The organism is Bacillus sp. ms-22, assembly GCF_009759805.1.
Classification (GTDB): Bacteria; Bacillota; Bacilli; order Bacillales; family Bacillaceae; genus Bacillus; species Bacillus xiamenensis.
Genome location: NZ_CP046653.1, coordinates 757351 through 773779, shown reverse-complemented (window position 1 = coordinate 773779; position 16429 = coordinate 757351). Strand labels below are relative to the sequence as shown.

The following is a 16429-nucleotide window of genomic DNA, read 5'->3' as shown; positions in this document are numbered from 1 at the left end:
CTCCCTCTCCTTCTTTATGAAAACGGTTCATATATTAGTCTCCTTGAGGATCTAATCGATAAGCAATCAGCTCAAAATCTGGTGTATACGTAAAGGTACCGTGAAGAAGTCCTTTTCCTTTCAGCATGAAATCAAGGATATGGGAATCTCCAGGAGCCATTGGCAAACTAGGTACATCCTTTACGTCATGCCATTTTAAAATACCTTCCTCCGACTCTGACACATTATTCCCAGTAAAAGAATCTGCCATAAAGGTGAACATCATCCACTCTTGAACAATTTGGTCGCCTTCTTTTATGATAAAGGTAAACACACCTTTTAGCTGCGGATTTAAAATATAAATACCTGTTTCTTCTCTAAACTCTCGAACGACTGAATCCTTGACCGATTCTCCGCTCTCCATTTTGCCGCCAGGTGCTACCCACCAGCCGCGTCTTGGCTTTTGCAGCAAGAGAACTTGATCTTCGTGATGCAGCACACAATTGGTTACTCGTTGCATCAGCTGTCACCTACTCTTTTATGTCTTTTTCTTATTATACAGGTTCATCCTGACTCCCACAATGAACATGCCCGTTCTTCACCGAAAACAGATAGGATTTCGTCTGAATGATGTAACGGGCAGTTTCTCTACTCTTTATTTTACAACATCTAGCGGGTCTCCATGCGTCATTTGTGAACATCTCGTGAATTTCTGTTTTTATGCAAAAAAAAGGACACGGATTCACATCCGTGCCAAACATGTATTCCTTATAAAAGGGGGTCAATTACTAGTTTTATCATAACGGATAATTGTTTCACCCGTGTTACATTCCAGTTAAAAGCCCGTGACGCAATATTAAGGATTTACGACAGCTGTTTATTTCATTGCCTTTAGCTTTTCAGCAAGCTCTTCTACATAATGCTGTGCACTCTGTGCTGCAATACTTCCGTCACCTGTTGCTGTGACAATTTGACGAAGTGTTTTTTCACGAATATCGCCCGCTGCGAAAATGCCTTCCACTTTTGTTTCCATTCTTTCGTTTGTCTCGATGTAGCCTTCTTCATTTGTAATCCCTAGATTTTCAAATGGTTTAGACAGTGGCAGCATACCGATGTAAATAAAGACGCCATCTGTTTTGAACACTTCTTCCTCACCTGTCACAGTATCAATTAATGTCACACTGCCGACTTTCCCGTTTTCTTCATTGATCTCTTTGACGGTTTTATTCCACATGAAGTCGATTTTTTCATTATCAAATGCTCGTGCTTGTAAAATGCTTTGAGCACGAAGTTTGTCGCGTCTATGGACAATCGTTACTTTTGACGCAAAGCGTGTGAGGTAAACACCCTCTTCTACCGCAGAGTCTCCGCCGCCGATGACCACAAGCTCTTTGTTTTTAAAGAAAGCACCATCACATACCGCACAGTAGGATACGCCGCGGCCGCCAAGTTCTTTTTCACCTGGTACACCGATTTTTTTGTATTCAGCACCTGCCGCAATAATGACAGAGCGTCCTTTGTATTCTTTTGAACCGGCTTTGACGATTTTGTACTCTTCACCGTCAACAATTTCTTTAATATCACCGTATGCATATTCCGCACCGAATTTCTTCGCATGCTCAAACATTTTATTTGAAAGTTCCGGCCCTAAAATGCTTTCAAAGCCAGGATAGTTCTCGACATCTTCCGTATTTGCCATTTGGCCGCCTGGAATGCCTCTTTCAATCATGAGTGTTGAAAGATTTCCCCTTGATGTATAAACAGCGGCTGTCATTCCGGCAGGACCCGCTCCAATGATGATCGTATCGTAAATTTTTTCTTCTGACACAACTGTCACTCCCTCTTCAATTGCTGCTAGCATTTCTTATTAGAATGCCCTTGGGTGATGCTTCCATTCATGACAGAGAGCATCAATTCCATTCATAGCTTTTATTCCTTACCCATATCCTATAAAATCTGCGGGTAATAAGCGAATCATTTGCTCATATCTTCAAAAAAAGAAAAAGCTTCCTTAAACTGCTGTTTAAGGAAGCCTGTTTACGGTTATATAAAAAGTAATGATTTATTCAACGACTCTTCTTACAACGCCATTGAATGCTTTTTTCCAGTATACGTTGCTCATTGAGTCAACTGAAACACCGCGAGAGCTGTTATCGTTCAAGAATGTACCGTTTCCTAAGTAAATACCAACGTGTCCATTTACTTTATACGTATCAAAGAACACTAGGTCTCCGCGTTTCATATCAGATGCACTTACAGCTCTTCCTTTACCTACAAGCGTATCTGTTGTTGTACCGCCAACTGGTCCAAGGTTAATACCTGCTGATGCGAATGCCCAGCGAACGAATGAAGAACAGTCAAAACGACGTGCGTTGATATCAGCTTGTGATCTGCCGCCACCCCATTTATATGGAGATTGTCCAACAATGCTAGAACCTGTGCTGATTGCGCCTTCGATTCCGCCTACGTTATTGCTGACAGGTGATCCACCGCCAGAAGATGGCTTCTTGCTTGGTGAACTGCTGTTGTTGTTATTAGAAGGACCACTGTTATTTGAAGACGAGCCGCCGCTATCATTATTAGAGCTGTTGTCGTCCGTTTGAACACTTGCTTGACGCTGCTGTTGTCTTTGTACTTTTTCTTCTGCTGCTTTTTGAGCAGCTTTTTGAGCAGCTTCTCTTGCTTCTTTTTCAGCTTGTTTTTGAGCAGCAATCGTTGCGTCTTTTTCAGATGCAATGCTGTCAGCCTCGCTGCTTAACTCGCTGATTGCAGAAGAAGCACTTCCTTTTTGCTTTTTCACTTGCTTGAATAGCTTGTCTTTTTCATCAAGCTGTTTATTCAAGTCTGATTGAAGTGTTTCAAGCTTTGCCAGTGTCGTTTGAACATTTTCAAGCTTTGTGTTGAGTTCGTTTTCCGACTTTTGAAGCTCCGCTTTGTCTCTTTCTTGTTCTTTAATGATTTCGCTGTCTGCGTTGATTAATGTAGAGACAGCACCTGCACGGCTAATGAAATCGCTAAAGCTTTTTGCTCCTAGTAATACATCTATGTATTTCGTAGAACCGCCGCTTTCTTGAAGCGCACGCACACGCTTTTTCAAGAATTCGTTTCTTTCTTCGATACGTTTTTCTGTATCAGCAATTTCTTTTTTCAGTGCTTTGATTTCTTTTTTTGTTTTTTCGTTTTCTTTTTGTTTTTCTTCGATTTGATCACTTGTTTTTAAAGCTTTTTCGTCAATTTCTTTTAGCTTTAGCGCAAGTGCTTCTTGTTTTGCTTCAAGCTTAGAAAGCTCTTCTTTTTTCTTTTGAAGATTTTTGTTAACCTCAGATTGCTTGCTGTCTAGTTCTTGTTTCTTTTGTTCAAAGTTCTGTGCATTTGCTTCATGAGTAAATGGGATAAATAAACCGCTCGCTCCAATCACAGAAGCTAAACCGAAAGTCATAAACTTTTTCACGTATAAGTTCCTCCTTTGACAATTTCCCAAGTGACATAAGAAAGCAACAAATTCTCTGCGACCAATCTGTGCTTTCCATGTCTTTCTTCCTGATGATTCAGTCAGATGTTGACCAGATTGTTTCTATCACTAGGTGTTGCATTATGTATAGTAAAATATTTAAATATATGTCTTTGTTTTAATCCACGAGTTTCATTATACATGACACATCGACAAAATGAGCTAATATTTTTATTACATTTATGTTTCAAATAGATGTCGAGATTGTCATACTTCGCCAAATCCTAGCAAATCCCACCTTTTTATCCAAGAAAAAAGCATGACCTTTTTGGCCATGCTGCTGTTATCTGAATCTATTTACCTATTCAAATCATGAACGTACAAATGACACGCTCATATTTGGACAGTGTTTGAACACTGATCTGAAAAGAGGCTGCGATCTCTTTTTTGCTGACAGCTACTTCTTCTTGTTCATTCATCCATAGATAATAAGAAGCCGCTGCCCACGCAATGGCATTTTTCTTCTCTACGCCTGAAGCGCGTGCTTGCTGAATAATATGGAATAACCAAAAATATGGCATGTGGCTATCAGGCTGCACCGCTTCTTCCAAAGCAGATGCCGCCTGTTTTGCGAAGACCGCATCTTCTGAAAAAGATCGTTCTTCCATTTGATCTTCATATAAAAGCAGCTCAATGAACTGCTGTTCAAAGGCTGTTTTCGCTGCGCGGGCATCGAGAACAGATTGTAAGACGTCACGTTCACCTTTTTGTTTGCTGACATAGTACGCAGTGAGCCGTTCCTCAATTGAGACCATTGGCTCAGTATCCTCTGGTTTATCTTGCCACGGTTTGATTTCATCCGCATCAATATCTTCTTCCACCATCTTATCCCAGACGGTTTGCGCCAGCGTTTTGTGACCCGTGTGATAGGCTGCACTTGCAAGCCAGTATAAAAACGTACTATCTCCGTGGAAACCTGTTTTATACAAAGAATATAGCCATTTAAACGCCCATTCAAATTCTCCAACGAGGGCAAATGTTGCACCAAGCTTATAACGCTGTTCACTTAATATTGGATACACGTGCGTTAATTGCTTTGCTAACATGTTGACCTTTTCTTCTTCTTTTTCATAATGATAGAAAACAAGCTGGTTACAAAGGGCATGCAGATTACCGGGATTTTCATGAAGGACCCGGTTCAATATCTCTTTTGCCTGATGAATCTGACCAGAATAAAAATAGGCCAAAGCGAGATTATTATACGCTGACCAAAATTCTGGATACTCAACAATCATCTGTTCTAGCATCTCAATCGCTTCATCAAGCCTGCCGCTTTCCAGCAAATGGTTGGCTTGATCCTGCTTCACAATCAGATCATCCTGATCATAAGGAAAATCTTCATCAACATCGTCACTCATATCAAGCAGATCGAGGAGATCGTCATTTTCATCTGCAAATTCCCCGTCTTCTTCCAGCGCAGCATAAGCAGTAGCGGACTTATATGCTTCTTGAAACAGTCCGAGATTGGCATAGTTATTTGCTTTAAAATAGTGACACTCTGACATGTTCTCATCCAAGTGTTCCAGGATAAAATCAAGCAGTTCATTTGATTGTTGGTAATGACCCATTTCAGTATAAATGATCGCAAGCTGTGACAACATTTCTACATTTTCAGGCTCAAGTACAATCGCCCGTTGGATGAGCTTGCTTGCCCTAGATAAATTTCTTTCTCTATATGCTTTTAGACCTTTATGAAAAAAGTAATGCCCATCTTGAAATAGCTGGACGACTTGTGTGTGATTATTTTGAGAAGTGTATTTACTCACCGATACCCTCCATTTCGAACAGTGTACCGAGTGTAGTATAACATACTTCACGAGTCGTCACATAGAACAAAAGGAAAGGAAGGATTTGTTTTTCATTCAAAAGTAAAAAGCCGAGGATATCCCCGGCTTTTCATTCCCCTTGATGGCGCTTTTTCAATACCTTTAATACATCATCAAGCGGCAGCTGCTGTTCACGTAATAACACAAGAAGGTGATACAGAAGGTCAGCTGTTTCCCATTTCAATTCTTCTTGATCACGGTTCTTCGCGGCAATGATGACCTCTGAAGCTTCTTCCCCCACCTTTTTCAGGATTTTATCGACCCCTTTTTCAAAAAGGTAGGTTGTATAAGCTCCTTCTGGCATTTCTGCCTGACGCTTTGCAATGACCTGTTCAAGTTCATTTAAAATGGCAAAGCGATCCTGCTCTTCCCTTTGCCGCTTCACGTCTTCTTCCGAAAAACAGCTATAACTGCCAGTATGGCACGCTGGCCCACTTGGTGTAACAAGCACAAGCAGAGCGTCTTGATCACAGTCGTAGCGAATGGATGTGACTTTCTGGGTGTGTCCAGATGTCGCTCCTTTGTGCCAAAGCTCATTTCTCGACCGGCTATAAAACCATGTTTCACCTGTCTCTAACGTTTTTTCATAGGATTCTTGATTCATATATGCCAGCGTCAATACTTCCTTACTTTGAACATCCTGTACAATCGCAGGAATGAGGCCTGCGTCATTAAATGTTAATTCGTGTGCCTGTTTCATCTTACCTTCACCCCGTGTTCTCTCAAGTATGTCTTCACCTCTTGAATGGAGGTTTCTTTATAATGGAAAATAGAGGCTGCGAGTGCGGCATCAGCTGCACCTTTTGTAAATGCCTCGAGCATATGCTGCGCATTGCCAGCACCTCCTGAAGCAATGACTGGCACTGTGACTGCTTCTGACACAAGCCTCGTCAGACGATGATCAAAGCCCGTTTTCTCACCATCGGCATCCATGCTTGTCAGCAAGATCTCTCCCGCTCCTCTCAGCACAGCTTCTTTCGCCCACTCACTCACTTCTAAATCCGTTTGACGGCGTCCTCCGTGCGTATAGACCATGTAAGCTTGTTTCTTTTCATCGTATTTCGCATCAATCGCCACAACAATACATTGAGAACCAAAAAAGTCGGCTCCTTCTGTTATTAGCTCCGGTCTTAAAACAGCCGCTGTGTTCACAGACACCTTGTCTGCCCCCGCTCTTAATATACGCTTCATGTCATCAAGGTGGTTAATCCCGCCGCCCACAGTGAATGGAATAGCAAGAGTGGACGCAACTTGTTTCACCACATCCACCATCGTTTTTCGTCCTTCATGAGAGGCAGATATATCAAGAAAGACGAGTTCATCCGCACCTTCCTCGTCATAGATCTGCGCTAATTCTACCGGATCACCAGCATCTTTTAAGCCCAGAAATTGGATCCCTTTGACAACACGCCCTTCCTTCACATCAAGACATGGAATGATTCGTTTTGTCATCATAAGCTGTCAAGCCCTTCAAACGCTTCTGCTAACGTAAATTGCTTTGTGTACAGCGCCTTGCCAATAATCGCACCAGACACACCTGTCTGTTTTTGCGCTGACAGCTTTTGTAGATCACGAACAGCACTGACACCACCTGAGGCAATGACTTGTTTGCCGGTCGCTTCTGCTAAGCGAACTGTACTTTCCACATTTGGACCAGACAGCATGCCATCCATTTGAATATCAGTGAAAATAAAGACCTCTGCGCCTTCCTTTGCTAATTCCTTGCCGAGTTCCTCTGCTTTTACTTCCGACGTTTCAAGCCAGCCTTCAGTCGATACAAAACCGTTTCGTGCATCAATGCCAATCGCTATTTTCTCGCCATATTGTGACAGCATCTTTTTCACAAAGTCTGGGTTAGACACAGCCGAGCTGCCAAGGATGACTCTAGATACACCATTGCTTAAATAAAATGCAACGTCTTCTTCTGTCCGAATGCCGCCGCCAATTTGGACATTCACATCTAAGGCGGAAGCAATCGCCAGCACATGCTCATGGTTGACGCGCTTTCCTGCTTTCGCGCCATCTAAATCAACAAGATGAATCCATTTTGCGCCTTCCTTTGCAAATAATCTGGCCATGTCTAGCGGTGAATCTCCATAAATGGTTTCTTGATCATAATCTCCTTGCACGAGTCGTACACATTTGCCATTTCTCATATCAATCGCTGGATATAATGTAAATTCACTCATTTGCTCACCCTCTGTTCGTTTGCTAATTGAATAAACCGTTTGAGCAGTGCCATTCCTGTTGTACTGCTTTTTTCAGGGTGAAACTGCGTTCCAAACACATTCCCCTTCCCAACAACTGCTGGTACTTGTACGCCATACGCCGCACTTGCCAATTGTTCTTCTGGATTCATGTCACTCACATAATAAGAGTGGACAAAATACGCAAAGCCTTCAGGCACTCCGTCAAATAACGGGGACGGCTGGTGAAATGTGAGCTCGTTCCAGCCCATATGAGGCACCTTCAGCCTTTGCCCATCCTGATCAAGATCCTTTAAAAGAACGACACGTCCTTTTAAAAGACCCAATCCTTTTGTTTGCCCTCCTTCTTCGCTTTCTTCAAACAACAGCTGCATGCCAAGGCAAATGCCAAATAACAGCTTTCCTTCCTGCACGACTTGGTGAATAAACGCTTCAAGTCCTGTCTGTTTTAACAGCTGCATCGCATCACGAAACGACCCCACACCAGGCAAAATATAAGCATCTGCCTTTTTAAGCTCCTCCACCTCAGAGGACACGATATAAGCGGCGCCTGCTCGTTCCAGTGCTTTTGATACGCTAAACAAATTCCCCATTCCATAGTCAATGACTCCGATCATTAGAGCATCCCCTTTGTCGATGGAATCCCTTTCACACGTGGATCAATGGTTGTAGCTTCATCTAAGGCACGTGCCATCGCTTTAAAAATGGCTTCAATCATATGGTGAGTATTGGTTCCGTAGTGTACAATCACATGAAGATTGATCCGTGCTTCAAGAGCAAATTTCCACAGAAACTCATGAACCAGCTCCGTATCAAATGTGCCAACCTTTTGGCTTGGGAAAGCGGCTCTCATTTCCAAATGAGGACGATTGCTTAAGTCGACGACGACCTGAGCAAGTGTTTCATCCATTGGAACAAAGCTCGATCCGTACCGTTTGATTCCTTTTTTATCACCAAGCGCTTCTTTAAACATCTGACCAAGCACAATGCCGATATCTTCTGTTGTGTGGTGATCATCAACCTCCGTATCTCCTTTCGCATCTACGGTTAAGTTAAAATGTCCGTGCTTCGTGAATAAGTCGAGCATGTGCGTCATAAAAGGAACATCTGTCTGAATATCTGCTTTTCCTTCCCCATCAATCTCTAAGGCCAATGAAATGTTTGTTTCATTTGTTTGTCTCGTTGTTTCCGCCTGTCTCATTTTCATTCCTCCCGCTTTCTCGCTTCAATCGACCTTGCATGTGCTTCAAGTCCTTCTAATCTGGCAAAAGCCGCTATGCTGTCCCTATGTGTTTCAAAGGCTTCTTTGCTATATGAAATGATGCTTGTTTTCTTTTGGAAATCAGTGACGCCCAGCGGACTAGAAAATCTAGCCGTTCCGTTTGTTGGCAGCACATGATTCGGCCCTGCGAAGTAATCACCCACCGGCTCTGGGCTATAACGCCCTAAGAAAATCGCCCCTGCATGTTTGATTTGACCTAGTAGTGATTCTGGATACGCCGTGAGTACCTCTAAATGCTCTGGTGCTAACTGGTTCACGACGTCTACTGCACGCTCCATTGATTCTGTCACATAAATACGGCCATGATCTTGAATGGATTGTGCTGCGATTGATTTTCTTGGCAAAGTGTCCAGCTGTGCATCCACCTCTGCTTGCACTTCCTCAGCAAGCGCTTGAGACGGTGTCACTAAAATACTGGATGCCAATGCATCATGCTCTGCCTGTGAAAGCAAATCAGCTGCCACCTCATGTGCAGCTGCCGTTTCGTCAGCTAGAACGGCAATTTCACTTGGACCTGCAATCATATCAATGTCTACCTGACCAAATACTTCCCGCTTGGCCAGTGCTACATAAATGTTTCCTGGACCTGTGATTTTATCAACAGGCTGAATGTTGTCCGTTCCATATGCAAGTGCCGCAATCGCCTGAGCACCACCCATTTTGTACATTTCTGAAATGCCCAGCTCCTTCGCGGCAACTAGGACGGCGTCAGATAGACGGCCATCTTTCCCTGGTGGTGTCACAAGGACAATTCGTTCAACACCAGCGACAAGTGCCGGGATCACATTCATTAAGACAGATGACGGATAGGCAGCTGTTCCGCCCGGGACATACACACCGACCGCATCAAGCGGGGTCACCTTTTGTCCGAGCATCGAGCCGTCCTTTTGGTGATAAAACCAAGAGGATGTCAGCTGACGCTCGTGATAAGTTCGAATATGCTTGATAGCCGTTTGGATAATCTGAACCATCTCTTTGTCCAAACGCTCGTAGGCTTTTTTCATTTCAACCTCTGTGACAAGCGGATGTTCAATCGACACACCATCGAATTGCTTCGTAAAAGACCGTACAGCGTCGTCACCGTTTTTTCTCACTTCTTCAATAATGCGCTGAACAGTCTGACGCTGCTCTTCCGTCCCTGTATCTAAAGACCGCTTAAGAGAGAGATTGTTCGTCTCACCTTCTTTTATGTAGGTGATATTCATGATGATTCCTCCCCTTCTCCTTCGATGATTCTTGCCAGACGCTGCGCCATTTTATCAATCACCGCATCCTTCATTCGGTAGCTCACAGGATTGACAATAAATCGTGATGTAATGTCACAAATATGCTCTGTTTCCACAAGTCCATTTTCCTTAAGCGTTTGACCTGTGGAAACAATGTCAACAATTCGATCGGCAAGCCCGATGAGCGGCGCTAATTCAATGGAACCATTTAGCTTAATGATCTCAACCTGCTCACCTTGTTCTCTAAAATAGGACGAGGCTACGTTTGGGTACTTCGTTGCCACACGCGGCGCGACTCCGCCCCAGCTGGCTCCTGGCAATCCTGCTACAGCTAAATGACATTTGCTGATGTTTAAATCGAGCACCTCGTACACATCACGAGCTTCTTCAAGCATGACATCCTTCCCTGCAATGCCCACATCCGCCACACCGTGCTCTACATATGTCGTCACATCCATTGGCTTGGCTAAAATAAAGCGGAGGTTTTCTTCCGGTACATCAATGATTAATTTTCTGGAATCCTCGAATTCCTCCGGCAGCTGATACCCCGCCTGTCTTAACAGCCCTGCTGCTTCTTCAAATATCCGGCCCTTTGGCATTGCCATCGTCAACACTTTACCCATTCTGCTCTTCCTTTCTAGCACCGATAAAATAAGTCACTTGTTCAAATGCCTTGGTCATTGCGTCAATATTTTCGATACCCGCTAAGTCTTGCAGGACGATCTTTTTGCCCTTTGACCGCTCTTTTTCTGCAAAAGCAAATGCTTCAAGTCTCTGCTCTTTACTAAAAATCACAGCCTCTTGCGGCTCATGCATTTCTTTGGCGTCAAGGGCCTCAAGAAGACGGTCTAAACGAAGACCGAACCCTGTAGCTGGTGCGGGTGCATCAAAGTGAGCAAGCAATTGATCGTACCTTCCTCCACTTCCAATGACAGACCCAACATGATCTGCAAATACTTCAAACAAAATCCCCGTGTAGTAGCTCATATGACTGACCATACTCAAATCCAAACGAATATATTCTGTACAGCCGTAATCCTCGAGTGTTTCCCAAAGCGCCTTTAACTCTGCAAGCACCGCTTTCCCCTCTTGTGACACCACGATCTCCTCTGCCCGCTGGATCACTTCCTGCCCGCCGCGCAGCTCCAAAAGCTGCAGCAGTCTCGTTTTATCAATAGATGAGAGTGGCAATTGTTTCACATGCTGCCTGTATCCCACATAATTCTTTTCATATAAAAAACGGCGCAGTACGTTCGCACGTTCTGTATTTCCAAGTACATCTAAAAACAACGTTTCTGCCAAAGCAACATGACCGATCGCTATTTTAAAGGATTGAAGCCCGGCATTTTTTAATGCAAATACGACAAGCGCGATAACTTCAGCATCTGCACTAATCGAACCATCACCAATTAATTCAATTCCGACCTGCTCAAACTCAGATGGTCTTCCGCCTTCTCTTTCCTGCGCCCGAAACACATTGGCTGCATAACCGACGCGAAGGGGATACGCCTGTTCATGAAGCTTTGAAGCCGCAACTCTCGCAATCGGCCCCGTCATATCAGGTCTAAGCACAAGGGTTTGACCATTTTGATCAAGAAGCTTAAACAGCTGTGTATCTGTAATCGCCGATTGAACACCGACTGTATCGTAAAATTCAAGCGTTGGCGTCTCCATCAAACGATAACCCCAACCATACATCACCTCTGTTAATGAATGTCTCACTTTTTTCTTCGTCTCATACAATCCTGGTAATGAATCGCGCATACCATATGGTTTCTCAAACATAAACATGTTCCTCTGCACCTCCAACACTTTAAAACAAAAAATTCCGAATCCTTTAGTTCGCTAATATGATAATATGCTAACAAAATAAAGTGATTAAATCAATCATTTTTATTCTTCCCTTTTTTCGTTAATAGTTTGTTCATATATTACATTAAAATGACACCTGAATCTTTTCGGTCTGTTTGCTTTTGGAACATGCTATAATACATAAAAATATTGAATAACACAGGAGATTACAGTGAAATTCATCCAGACATTAATCTTAACCTTGTTGTGCGCATCCCTTGTTTATTTCGGCTTTATTTATGTTTCACAAATGAACCAAGTCAAGAAAACCACTTCGTCGCAAGAAGAAGCCAAAGAAAAAGAGAACGATACCGCACTAGCAGCAAAAGAAACACGTTCAACGAAAAAAACAGATTCCACAACCCATACATTAAAAGGAAGCAAAAAAGCCATGGACGTCATCCTCTACAATCAAATGGATGCACCAAGGCTTTATAATGGATGCGAGGTCACAAGCCTAGCGATGCTGCTTCATTACAGCGGCTATAAAGAAGTGACAAAAAACACATTGGCAAATGAGATCAAACGTGTTCCGCTCAATTATGAGAATGGCTTAAAAGGAAACCCTGAAGACGGGTTTGTAGGAGATATGGAAAACGGACCAGGTCTTGGTGTGTACCATGGACCCATTTATCAGCTTGCGAAAAAATATGCAGGCAATCAAGCCGTCGACTTAACGGGAAAGTCAGTCAAAAAAGCCATCTATGAATCACTTGAAAAAGGCTATCCTGTCTGGGTCATTACGACATCGACCTTTGCCAAAACAGATAACATCGAAACATGGAATACACCAAATGGAAAAATAGATGTCAGCTTTAAAATGCATAGCGTAGTGATCACTGGCTACGACAAAGAACACGTCTACTTGAATAACCCATACGGAGAAAAGAACCAAAAAGTCGATCGCGATCAATTTGAGGAGTCTTGGAAACAGATGGGCAGTCAAGCGGTTATCATCAAAACATAAAACCCCGCTCTTCAGCGGGGTTCAGATTGTTGACAAAGGGCTAAAATGATCTTGATTTTAGCCCTTTGTCTTCTTTTCAGCGTGACATGAAAACCTTTGCAGTCTAGGAAGAACGAGTACCGGCGTGGAGCGAATTTGACATTCGTGAGCACCGGCACGCAGGACTGACAAAGAATGCGAGGGTTTGTCTTCACGCTGAAAACCCCGCTCTTCAGCGGGGTTTTTTCTCTTCTTATTCAGCTTCAGATACAACCGTAAATCGTTCTCCAACATGGGCAGCCTGCTCAATTTCATCAACCAGCGCAATGGCGTAGTCGGCATAGCTCACATAGCTGTCACCCTTCGAATTGACAATGAGATGATCTTTGCCTTTCACATAAGAACCAGTTCGTTTGCCTTCTGGATTAAAGAATGCTGCTGGACTAAGAAATGTCCATTTTAACCCTTTGGAATTTTGAAGATCTTTTAAGTTTTCGCCTTGCTTTGACGAAGTAGCGAAGTATTCCTTTGGAAACTCTGGTGTGTCCATAAGTCTTGTGGTTTTCGCCTCATCAACAAATAAACTGCCAGCACCGCCTACCACGATTAAACGCGTGTCTGGTGCCTCTTTCAATATATCAATCAGCTTTTTCCCAGCTTCTACATGAAGGTGCTCTTGTCCAGCTGGTGCACCAAATGCATTCACGATGACATCAAAACCTTTGATGTCTTCTGCCTCCAAGTGGAACACATCCTTCTCTAAAACGGCTGCTGATGAACCTGTCATCTTTTGTGCATCTCGAACAATTGCAGTTACTTCGTGTCCTCTTGATTGAGCCTCTTTTAAAATTTCCTGTCCTGCTTTACCTGTTGCGCCAATGATTCCAATTTTCATGTGAATTCCTCCTACAATCTGGTTTAATTTTTACATCTAGAGGTGTAACAAAAACAGTTACAACAGAGGTAAAAAAAATTGAATAAATCATCCAATTTTTTTGATTAACACCTGCGTTAGTTCACTCAATTTGATCTCAGCCAGCACTTGCTCCATCGCACTTTGGGCACGGCACAGAATTAATTCAAGCACCGCTTGAATATTTGCACCGATCGGACAGTCAGGGTTCGGGCTTTCATGAATTTGAAACAATTCTCCCTCATCCACAACTTCAACCGCTTTATACACATCGAGCAGTGTGATGTCTTCTTCACTGCGATTCAACTGTGAACCACCTTTGCCAAGACTCGTTGAGATCAGGCCTGCTTTTTTTAATTTACTCATGATACGGCGAATGACCACTGGATTTGTATTGACACTTCCTGCGATATCCTCCGATGTCTGTAATGATCCTTTTTCAAGTGATAGCAAGGCCAGAATATGGACAGCGACAGTAAATCTGCTGCTGATTTTCATGTTTTCTCACCTCTGTTGTAATCATTATAGTTACACCATGTCAGAATGTCAATAAAAAAGTCTGCCGAGCTACTCAGCAGACGTAGATTGACGTGCTTCCATTTCTTCTTTCGTATAAATCATGCGCATTGGATTACCTCCAACAAAAGAGCCTGCCGGGACGTCTTGATGCACAAGCGTACCCGCCGATACGATAGCACCATCACCGATCGTCACTCCGGGCAGAATGGTTGAATTTGCTCCAATTAAGACTTCATCACCAATATAGACTTCCCCAAGCCTATACTCTTTAATCAAATATTCATGTGCCAAGATCGTCGTGTTATAGCCAATCACACTATTTCGACCAACCGTGATTTTCTCGGGGAACATCAGATCGACCATCACCATTAAGGCAAACGCTGTATCATCTCCGACTTTCATGCGGAGAAAGGTTCGATAAATCCAATTTTTCATCCCCATAAAAGGCGTATAACGTGCCATTTGAATAAAGATAAAGTTTTTTATCACCTTGAGAAAGGGGACCGTCCGATAGACTTGTCTAAGTGAATTGACCCCTTTGACAGGATAACGATCTGTTTTTCTCAACTTAATCAGCTCCAACAATCGCCAAGAGATCACTCATTTTCTGCAGCAGGTAATCAGGACGATGCTTTAAAAGGGCTTCTTCTCCCTTAATAGACCAAGCGACACCTGCTGTTTTCGTTCCTGCCGCTTGTCCAGACAAAATGTCGTGATAATTATCACCGACCATTATGGCCTCATGCGGGTCACTGCCAAGCTTGGATAACGCCAGCTGGACTGGTTCTGGATGCGGCTTCTCGTTTTGTACATCATCAAGTGTGACAATCACCTCAAAGAATGGCTCCAAACCTGTCAGCTTCAATCCCATTAAGACCGTATCACGTATCTTCGTTGTCACAATTCCGAGCTTAAATCCTCGATCCTGAAGAATTTTTAACGTATCTAAAACCGTCTCATACTCCGTCACAAGCAGATCATGCTGTTCATGATTAAACGTCCGGTACATCTGAATCATGTCATCCGTCAGATTCGGGTCCATCGCAGAGAATGTATCAAACAGCGATGGACCAATAAAGTGAAGGATATCCTCACGGCTGTACTGACCAGGGTAATAATGATCCAGCGTATGCTGAAATGATGCAATAATTAATTCATTTGTATTGATTAACGTGCCATCTAAATCAAATAGCACGGTGTTGATGGTTGATTCGTTCATATGGCTTCCTTTCTAACAGCTGCATGTTCCCGCTTCCGCCAAAAATAGCTAATGGCAGCTGTCAATAAAATAGCAGAAATCAGGCGGATCAGAAGCAGCGGCCATACTGGAATACCTAATGGAATGAAAATCAGTGTATCTTCGACCACCGCATGACAAGCAACGAGGAAAATGAAAGCAAGGGTTAAATCCTTTTTGCTGACGCCGTCCTCTTCCACTGCCTTCATCATCACGCCTGCCCCGTAGGCCAAACCAATGGTTAAACCAGCCACCATCGTCATAGACGTATTTTCTTTCATTCCAAGCATTCTAGTAAATGGAGACAGCCACTTAGACAGCGTATGAAGCCATCCTAAGTCTCTCATCAATTGAATGATGATCATGAGAGGGATGACAATACAAGCCAGTTGGAGCACACCAAGAACGGCTTTCTGTAAAGCAAGGAAAACGATCATATGCCAGCTTGAAGGCACATCAGCTGTCTGAGCTGCTGTAAGCAAACCATATTGCGCCGGCTCCTGGCCTCCCTGCCAAACGAGATGAATGACAATCGCTGAAACAACGGCAAGACTGATTCTGACTAACAAAATAACAGACACCCGTAGTCCAACCTTCGCCGCCACTGTCGATTCAATCATCAGGTTGTGACAAAAGGATAGCATGACCGCTAAAATGAAGACTTCCTTCACAGGCAGCTCTAATGTCAAGATAGCTGCAATACCCGCATACAAGTTCAGCATATTTCCTAATACAAGCGGAATAGCTGCCTCCCCTGAAAGGCCCAATAGCCCCATAAACGGACGGATAAATTGGATGATCCAATCCATGACAGGCGTATGCTGCAAGATGCTGACGAGAATGGTAACCGGAAAAATGACTTTTCCAAGTGTCCAAGTCGTCGATAGCCCTGCTTTCAAGCCATTTTTCCATGTCTCTCTCATCTCTTATCC

18 protein-coding genes are annotated in these 16429 nt (G+C 43.3%); 1 reads left to right on the top strand and 17 read right to left on the bottom strand.

Going from position 1 to position 16429, the window contains the following annotated elements:
• Positions 1 to 34: 34 nt before the first annotated feature.
• The 12 genes from GPA07_RS03950 to GPA07_RS03895 form a co-directional block, all read right to left on the bottom strand.
• Positions 35 to 499 (bottom strand): 8-oxo-dGTP diphosphatase, encoded by a 465-nt coding sequence (locus GPA07_RS03950; RefSeq protein WP_008361087.1) that lies wholly within the window; start codon positions 497 to 499, stop codon positions 35 to 37.
• Positions 500 to 856: 357 nt separating this feature from the next.
• On the bottom strand, positions 857 to 1807 hold the full coding sequence (gene trxB, locus GPA07_RS03945; RefSeq protein WP_008361089.1) for a thioredoxin-disulfide reductase: 951 nt from the start codon (positions 1805 to 1807) through the stop codon (positions 857 to 859).
• 234 nt (positions 1808 to 2041) lie between these two features.
• On the bottom strand, positions 2042 to 3430 hold the full coding sequence (locus GPA07_RS03940; RefSeq protein ID WP_008361090.1) for a C40 family peptidase: 1389 nt from the start codon (positions 3428 to 3430) through the stop codon (positions 2042 to 2044).
• A 365-nt stretch (positions 3431 to 3795) separates the two neighbouring features.
• Positions 3796 to 5256, bottom strand: coding sequence for a tetratricopeptide repeat protein (locus GPA07_RS03935; RefSeq protein WP_157292057.1), 1461 nt, complete (start codon positions 5254 to 5256; stop codon positions 3796 to 3798).
• 130 nt (positions 5257 to 5386) lie between these two features.
• A complete protein-coding gene (gene hisIE / locus GPA07_RS03930) occupies positions 5387 to 6016 on the bottom strand; it encodes a bifunctional phosphoribosyl-AMP cyclohydrolase/phosphoribosyl-ATP diphosphatase HisIE (protein WP_008361094.1) in 630 nt (209 codons plus the stop codon).
• Positions 6013 to 6771, bottom strand: coding sequence for an imidazole glycerol phosphate synthase subunit HisF (hisF, locus tag GPA07_RS03925; protein WP_071168522.1), 759 nt, complete (start codon positions 6769 to 6771; stop codon positions 6013 to 6015). The genes hisIE and hisF overlap by 4 nt, the downstream gene beginning before the upstream one ends.
• Positions 6768 to 7505, bottom strand: a complete 738-nt coding sequence (hisA, locus tag GPA07_RS03920; protein ID WP_157292056.1) for a 1-(5-phosphoribosyl)-5-[(5-phosphoribosylamino)methylideneamino]imidazole-4-carboxamide isomerase — start codon at positions 7503 to 7505, stop codon at positions 6768 to 6770. Before hisA ends, hisF begins: the two co-directional genes overlap by 4 nt.
• Positions 7502 to 8140, bottom strand: coding sequence for an imidazole glycerol phosphate synthase subunit HisH (gene hisH / locus GPA07_RS03915; protein WP_157292055.1), 639 nt, complete (start codon positions 8138 to 8140; stop codon positions 7502 to 7504). Before hisH ends, hisA begins: the two co-directional genes overlap by 4 nt.
• Positions 8140 to 8724, bottom strand: coding sequence for an imidazoleglycerol-phosphate dehydratase HisB (gene hisB / locus GPA07_RS03910; RefSeq protein ID WP_008361102.1), 585 nt, complete (start codon positions 8722 to 8724; stop codon positions 8140 to 8142). The genes hisH and hisB overlap by 1 nt, the downstream gene beginning before the upstream one ends.
• 2 nt (positions 8725 to 8726) lie before the next feature.
• Positions 8727 to 10010 (bottom strand): histidinol dehydrogenase, encoded by a 1284-nt coding sequence (hisD, locus tag GPA07_RS03905; RefSeq protein WP_157292054.1) that lies wholly within the window; start codon positions 10008 to 10010, stop codon positions 8727 to 8729.
• Positions 10007 to 10654, bottom strand: a complete 648-nt coding sequence (gene hisG / locus GPA07_RS03900; protein ID WP_008361106.1) for an ATP phosphoribosyltransferase — start codon at positions 10652 to 10654, stop codon at positions 10007 to 10009. The genes hisD and hisG overlap by 4 nt, the downstream gene beginning before the upstream one ends.
• Positions 10647 to 11822 (bottom strand): ATP phosphoribosyltransferase regulatory subunit, encoded by a 1176-nt coding sequence (locus GPA07_RS03895; RefSeq protein ID WP_157292053.1) that lies wholly within the window; start codon positions 11820 to 11822, stop codon positions 10647 to 10649. The genes hisG and GPA07_RS03895 overlap by 8 nt, the downstream gene beginning before the upstream one ends.
• A 232-nt stretch (positions 11823 to 12054) precedes the next feature.
• On the opposite strand from GPA07_RS03895, the gene GPA07_RS03890 reads away from it, so the two are divergent.
• Positions 12055 to 12849, top strand: a complete 795-nt coding sequence (locus tag GPA07_RS03890) for a C39 family peptidase (protein ID WP_008361109.1) — start codon at positions 12055 to 12057, stop codon at positions 12847 to 12849.
• A 232-nt stretch (positions 12850 to 13081) separates the two neighbouring features.
• On the opposite strand, the gene GPA07_RS03885 is transcribed toward GPA07_RS03890, so the two are convergent.
• From GPA07_RS03885 to GPA07_RS03865, 5 genes are all read right to left on the bottom strand, one after another.
• Positions 13082 to 13723: an NAD(P)-dependent oxidoreductase gene (locus GPA07_RS03885; RefSeq protein ID WP_008358367.1), complete on the bottom strand. Its 642-nt coding sequence runs from the start codon at positions 13721 to 13723 to the stop codon at positions 13082 to 13084.
• Positions 13724 to 13810: 87 nt separating this feature from the next.
• Positions 13811 to 14239, bottom strand: a complete 429-nt coding sequence (locus tag GPA07_RS03880; protein WP_071168519.1) for an Rrf2 family transcriptional regulator — start codon at positions 14237 to 14239, stop codon at positions 13811 to 13813.
• A gap of 69 nt (positions 14240 to 14308) precedes the next feature.
• Complete coding sequence (locus GPA07_RS03875) at positions 14309 to 14827, bottom strand: acyltransferase (RefSeq protein ID WP_008358371.1); 519 nt, start codon at positions 14825 to 14827, stop codon at positions 14309 to 14311.
• A 1-nt stretch (position 14828) separates the two neighbouring features.
• The gene (gene ppaX / locus GPA07_RS03870; protein ID WP_157292052.1) at positions 14829 to 15479 is read right to left on the bottom strand and encodes a pyrophosphatase PpaX; all 651 of its coding nucleotides are present in this window, start codon (positions 15477 to 15479) and stop codon (positions 14829 to 14831) included.
• Positions 15476 to 16420 (bottom strand): nucleoside recognition domain-containing protein, encoded by a 945-nt coding sequence (locus tag GPA07_RS03865; protein ID WP_008358373.1) that lies wholly within the window; start codon positions 16418 to 16420, stop codon positions 15476 to 15478. Before GPA07_RS03865 ends, ppaX begins: the two co-directional genes overlap by 4 nt.
• Positions 16421 to 16429 lie beyond the last annotated feature (9 nt).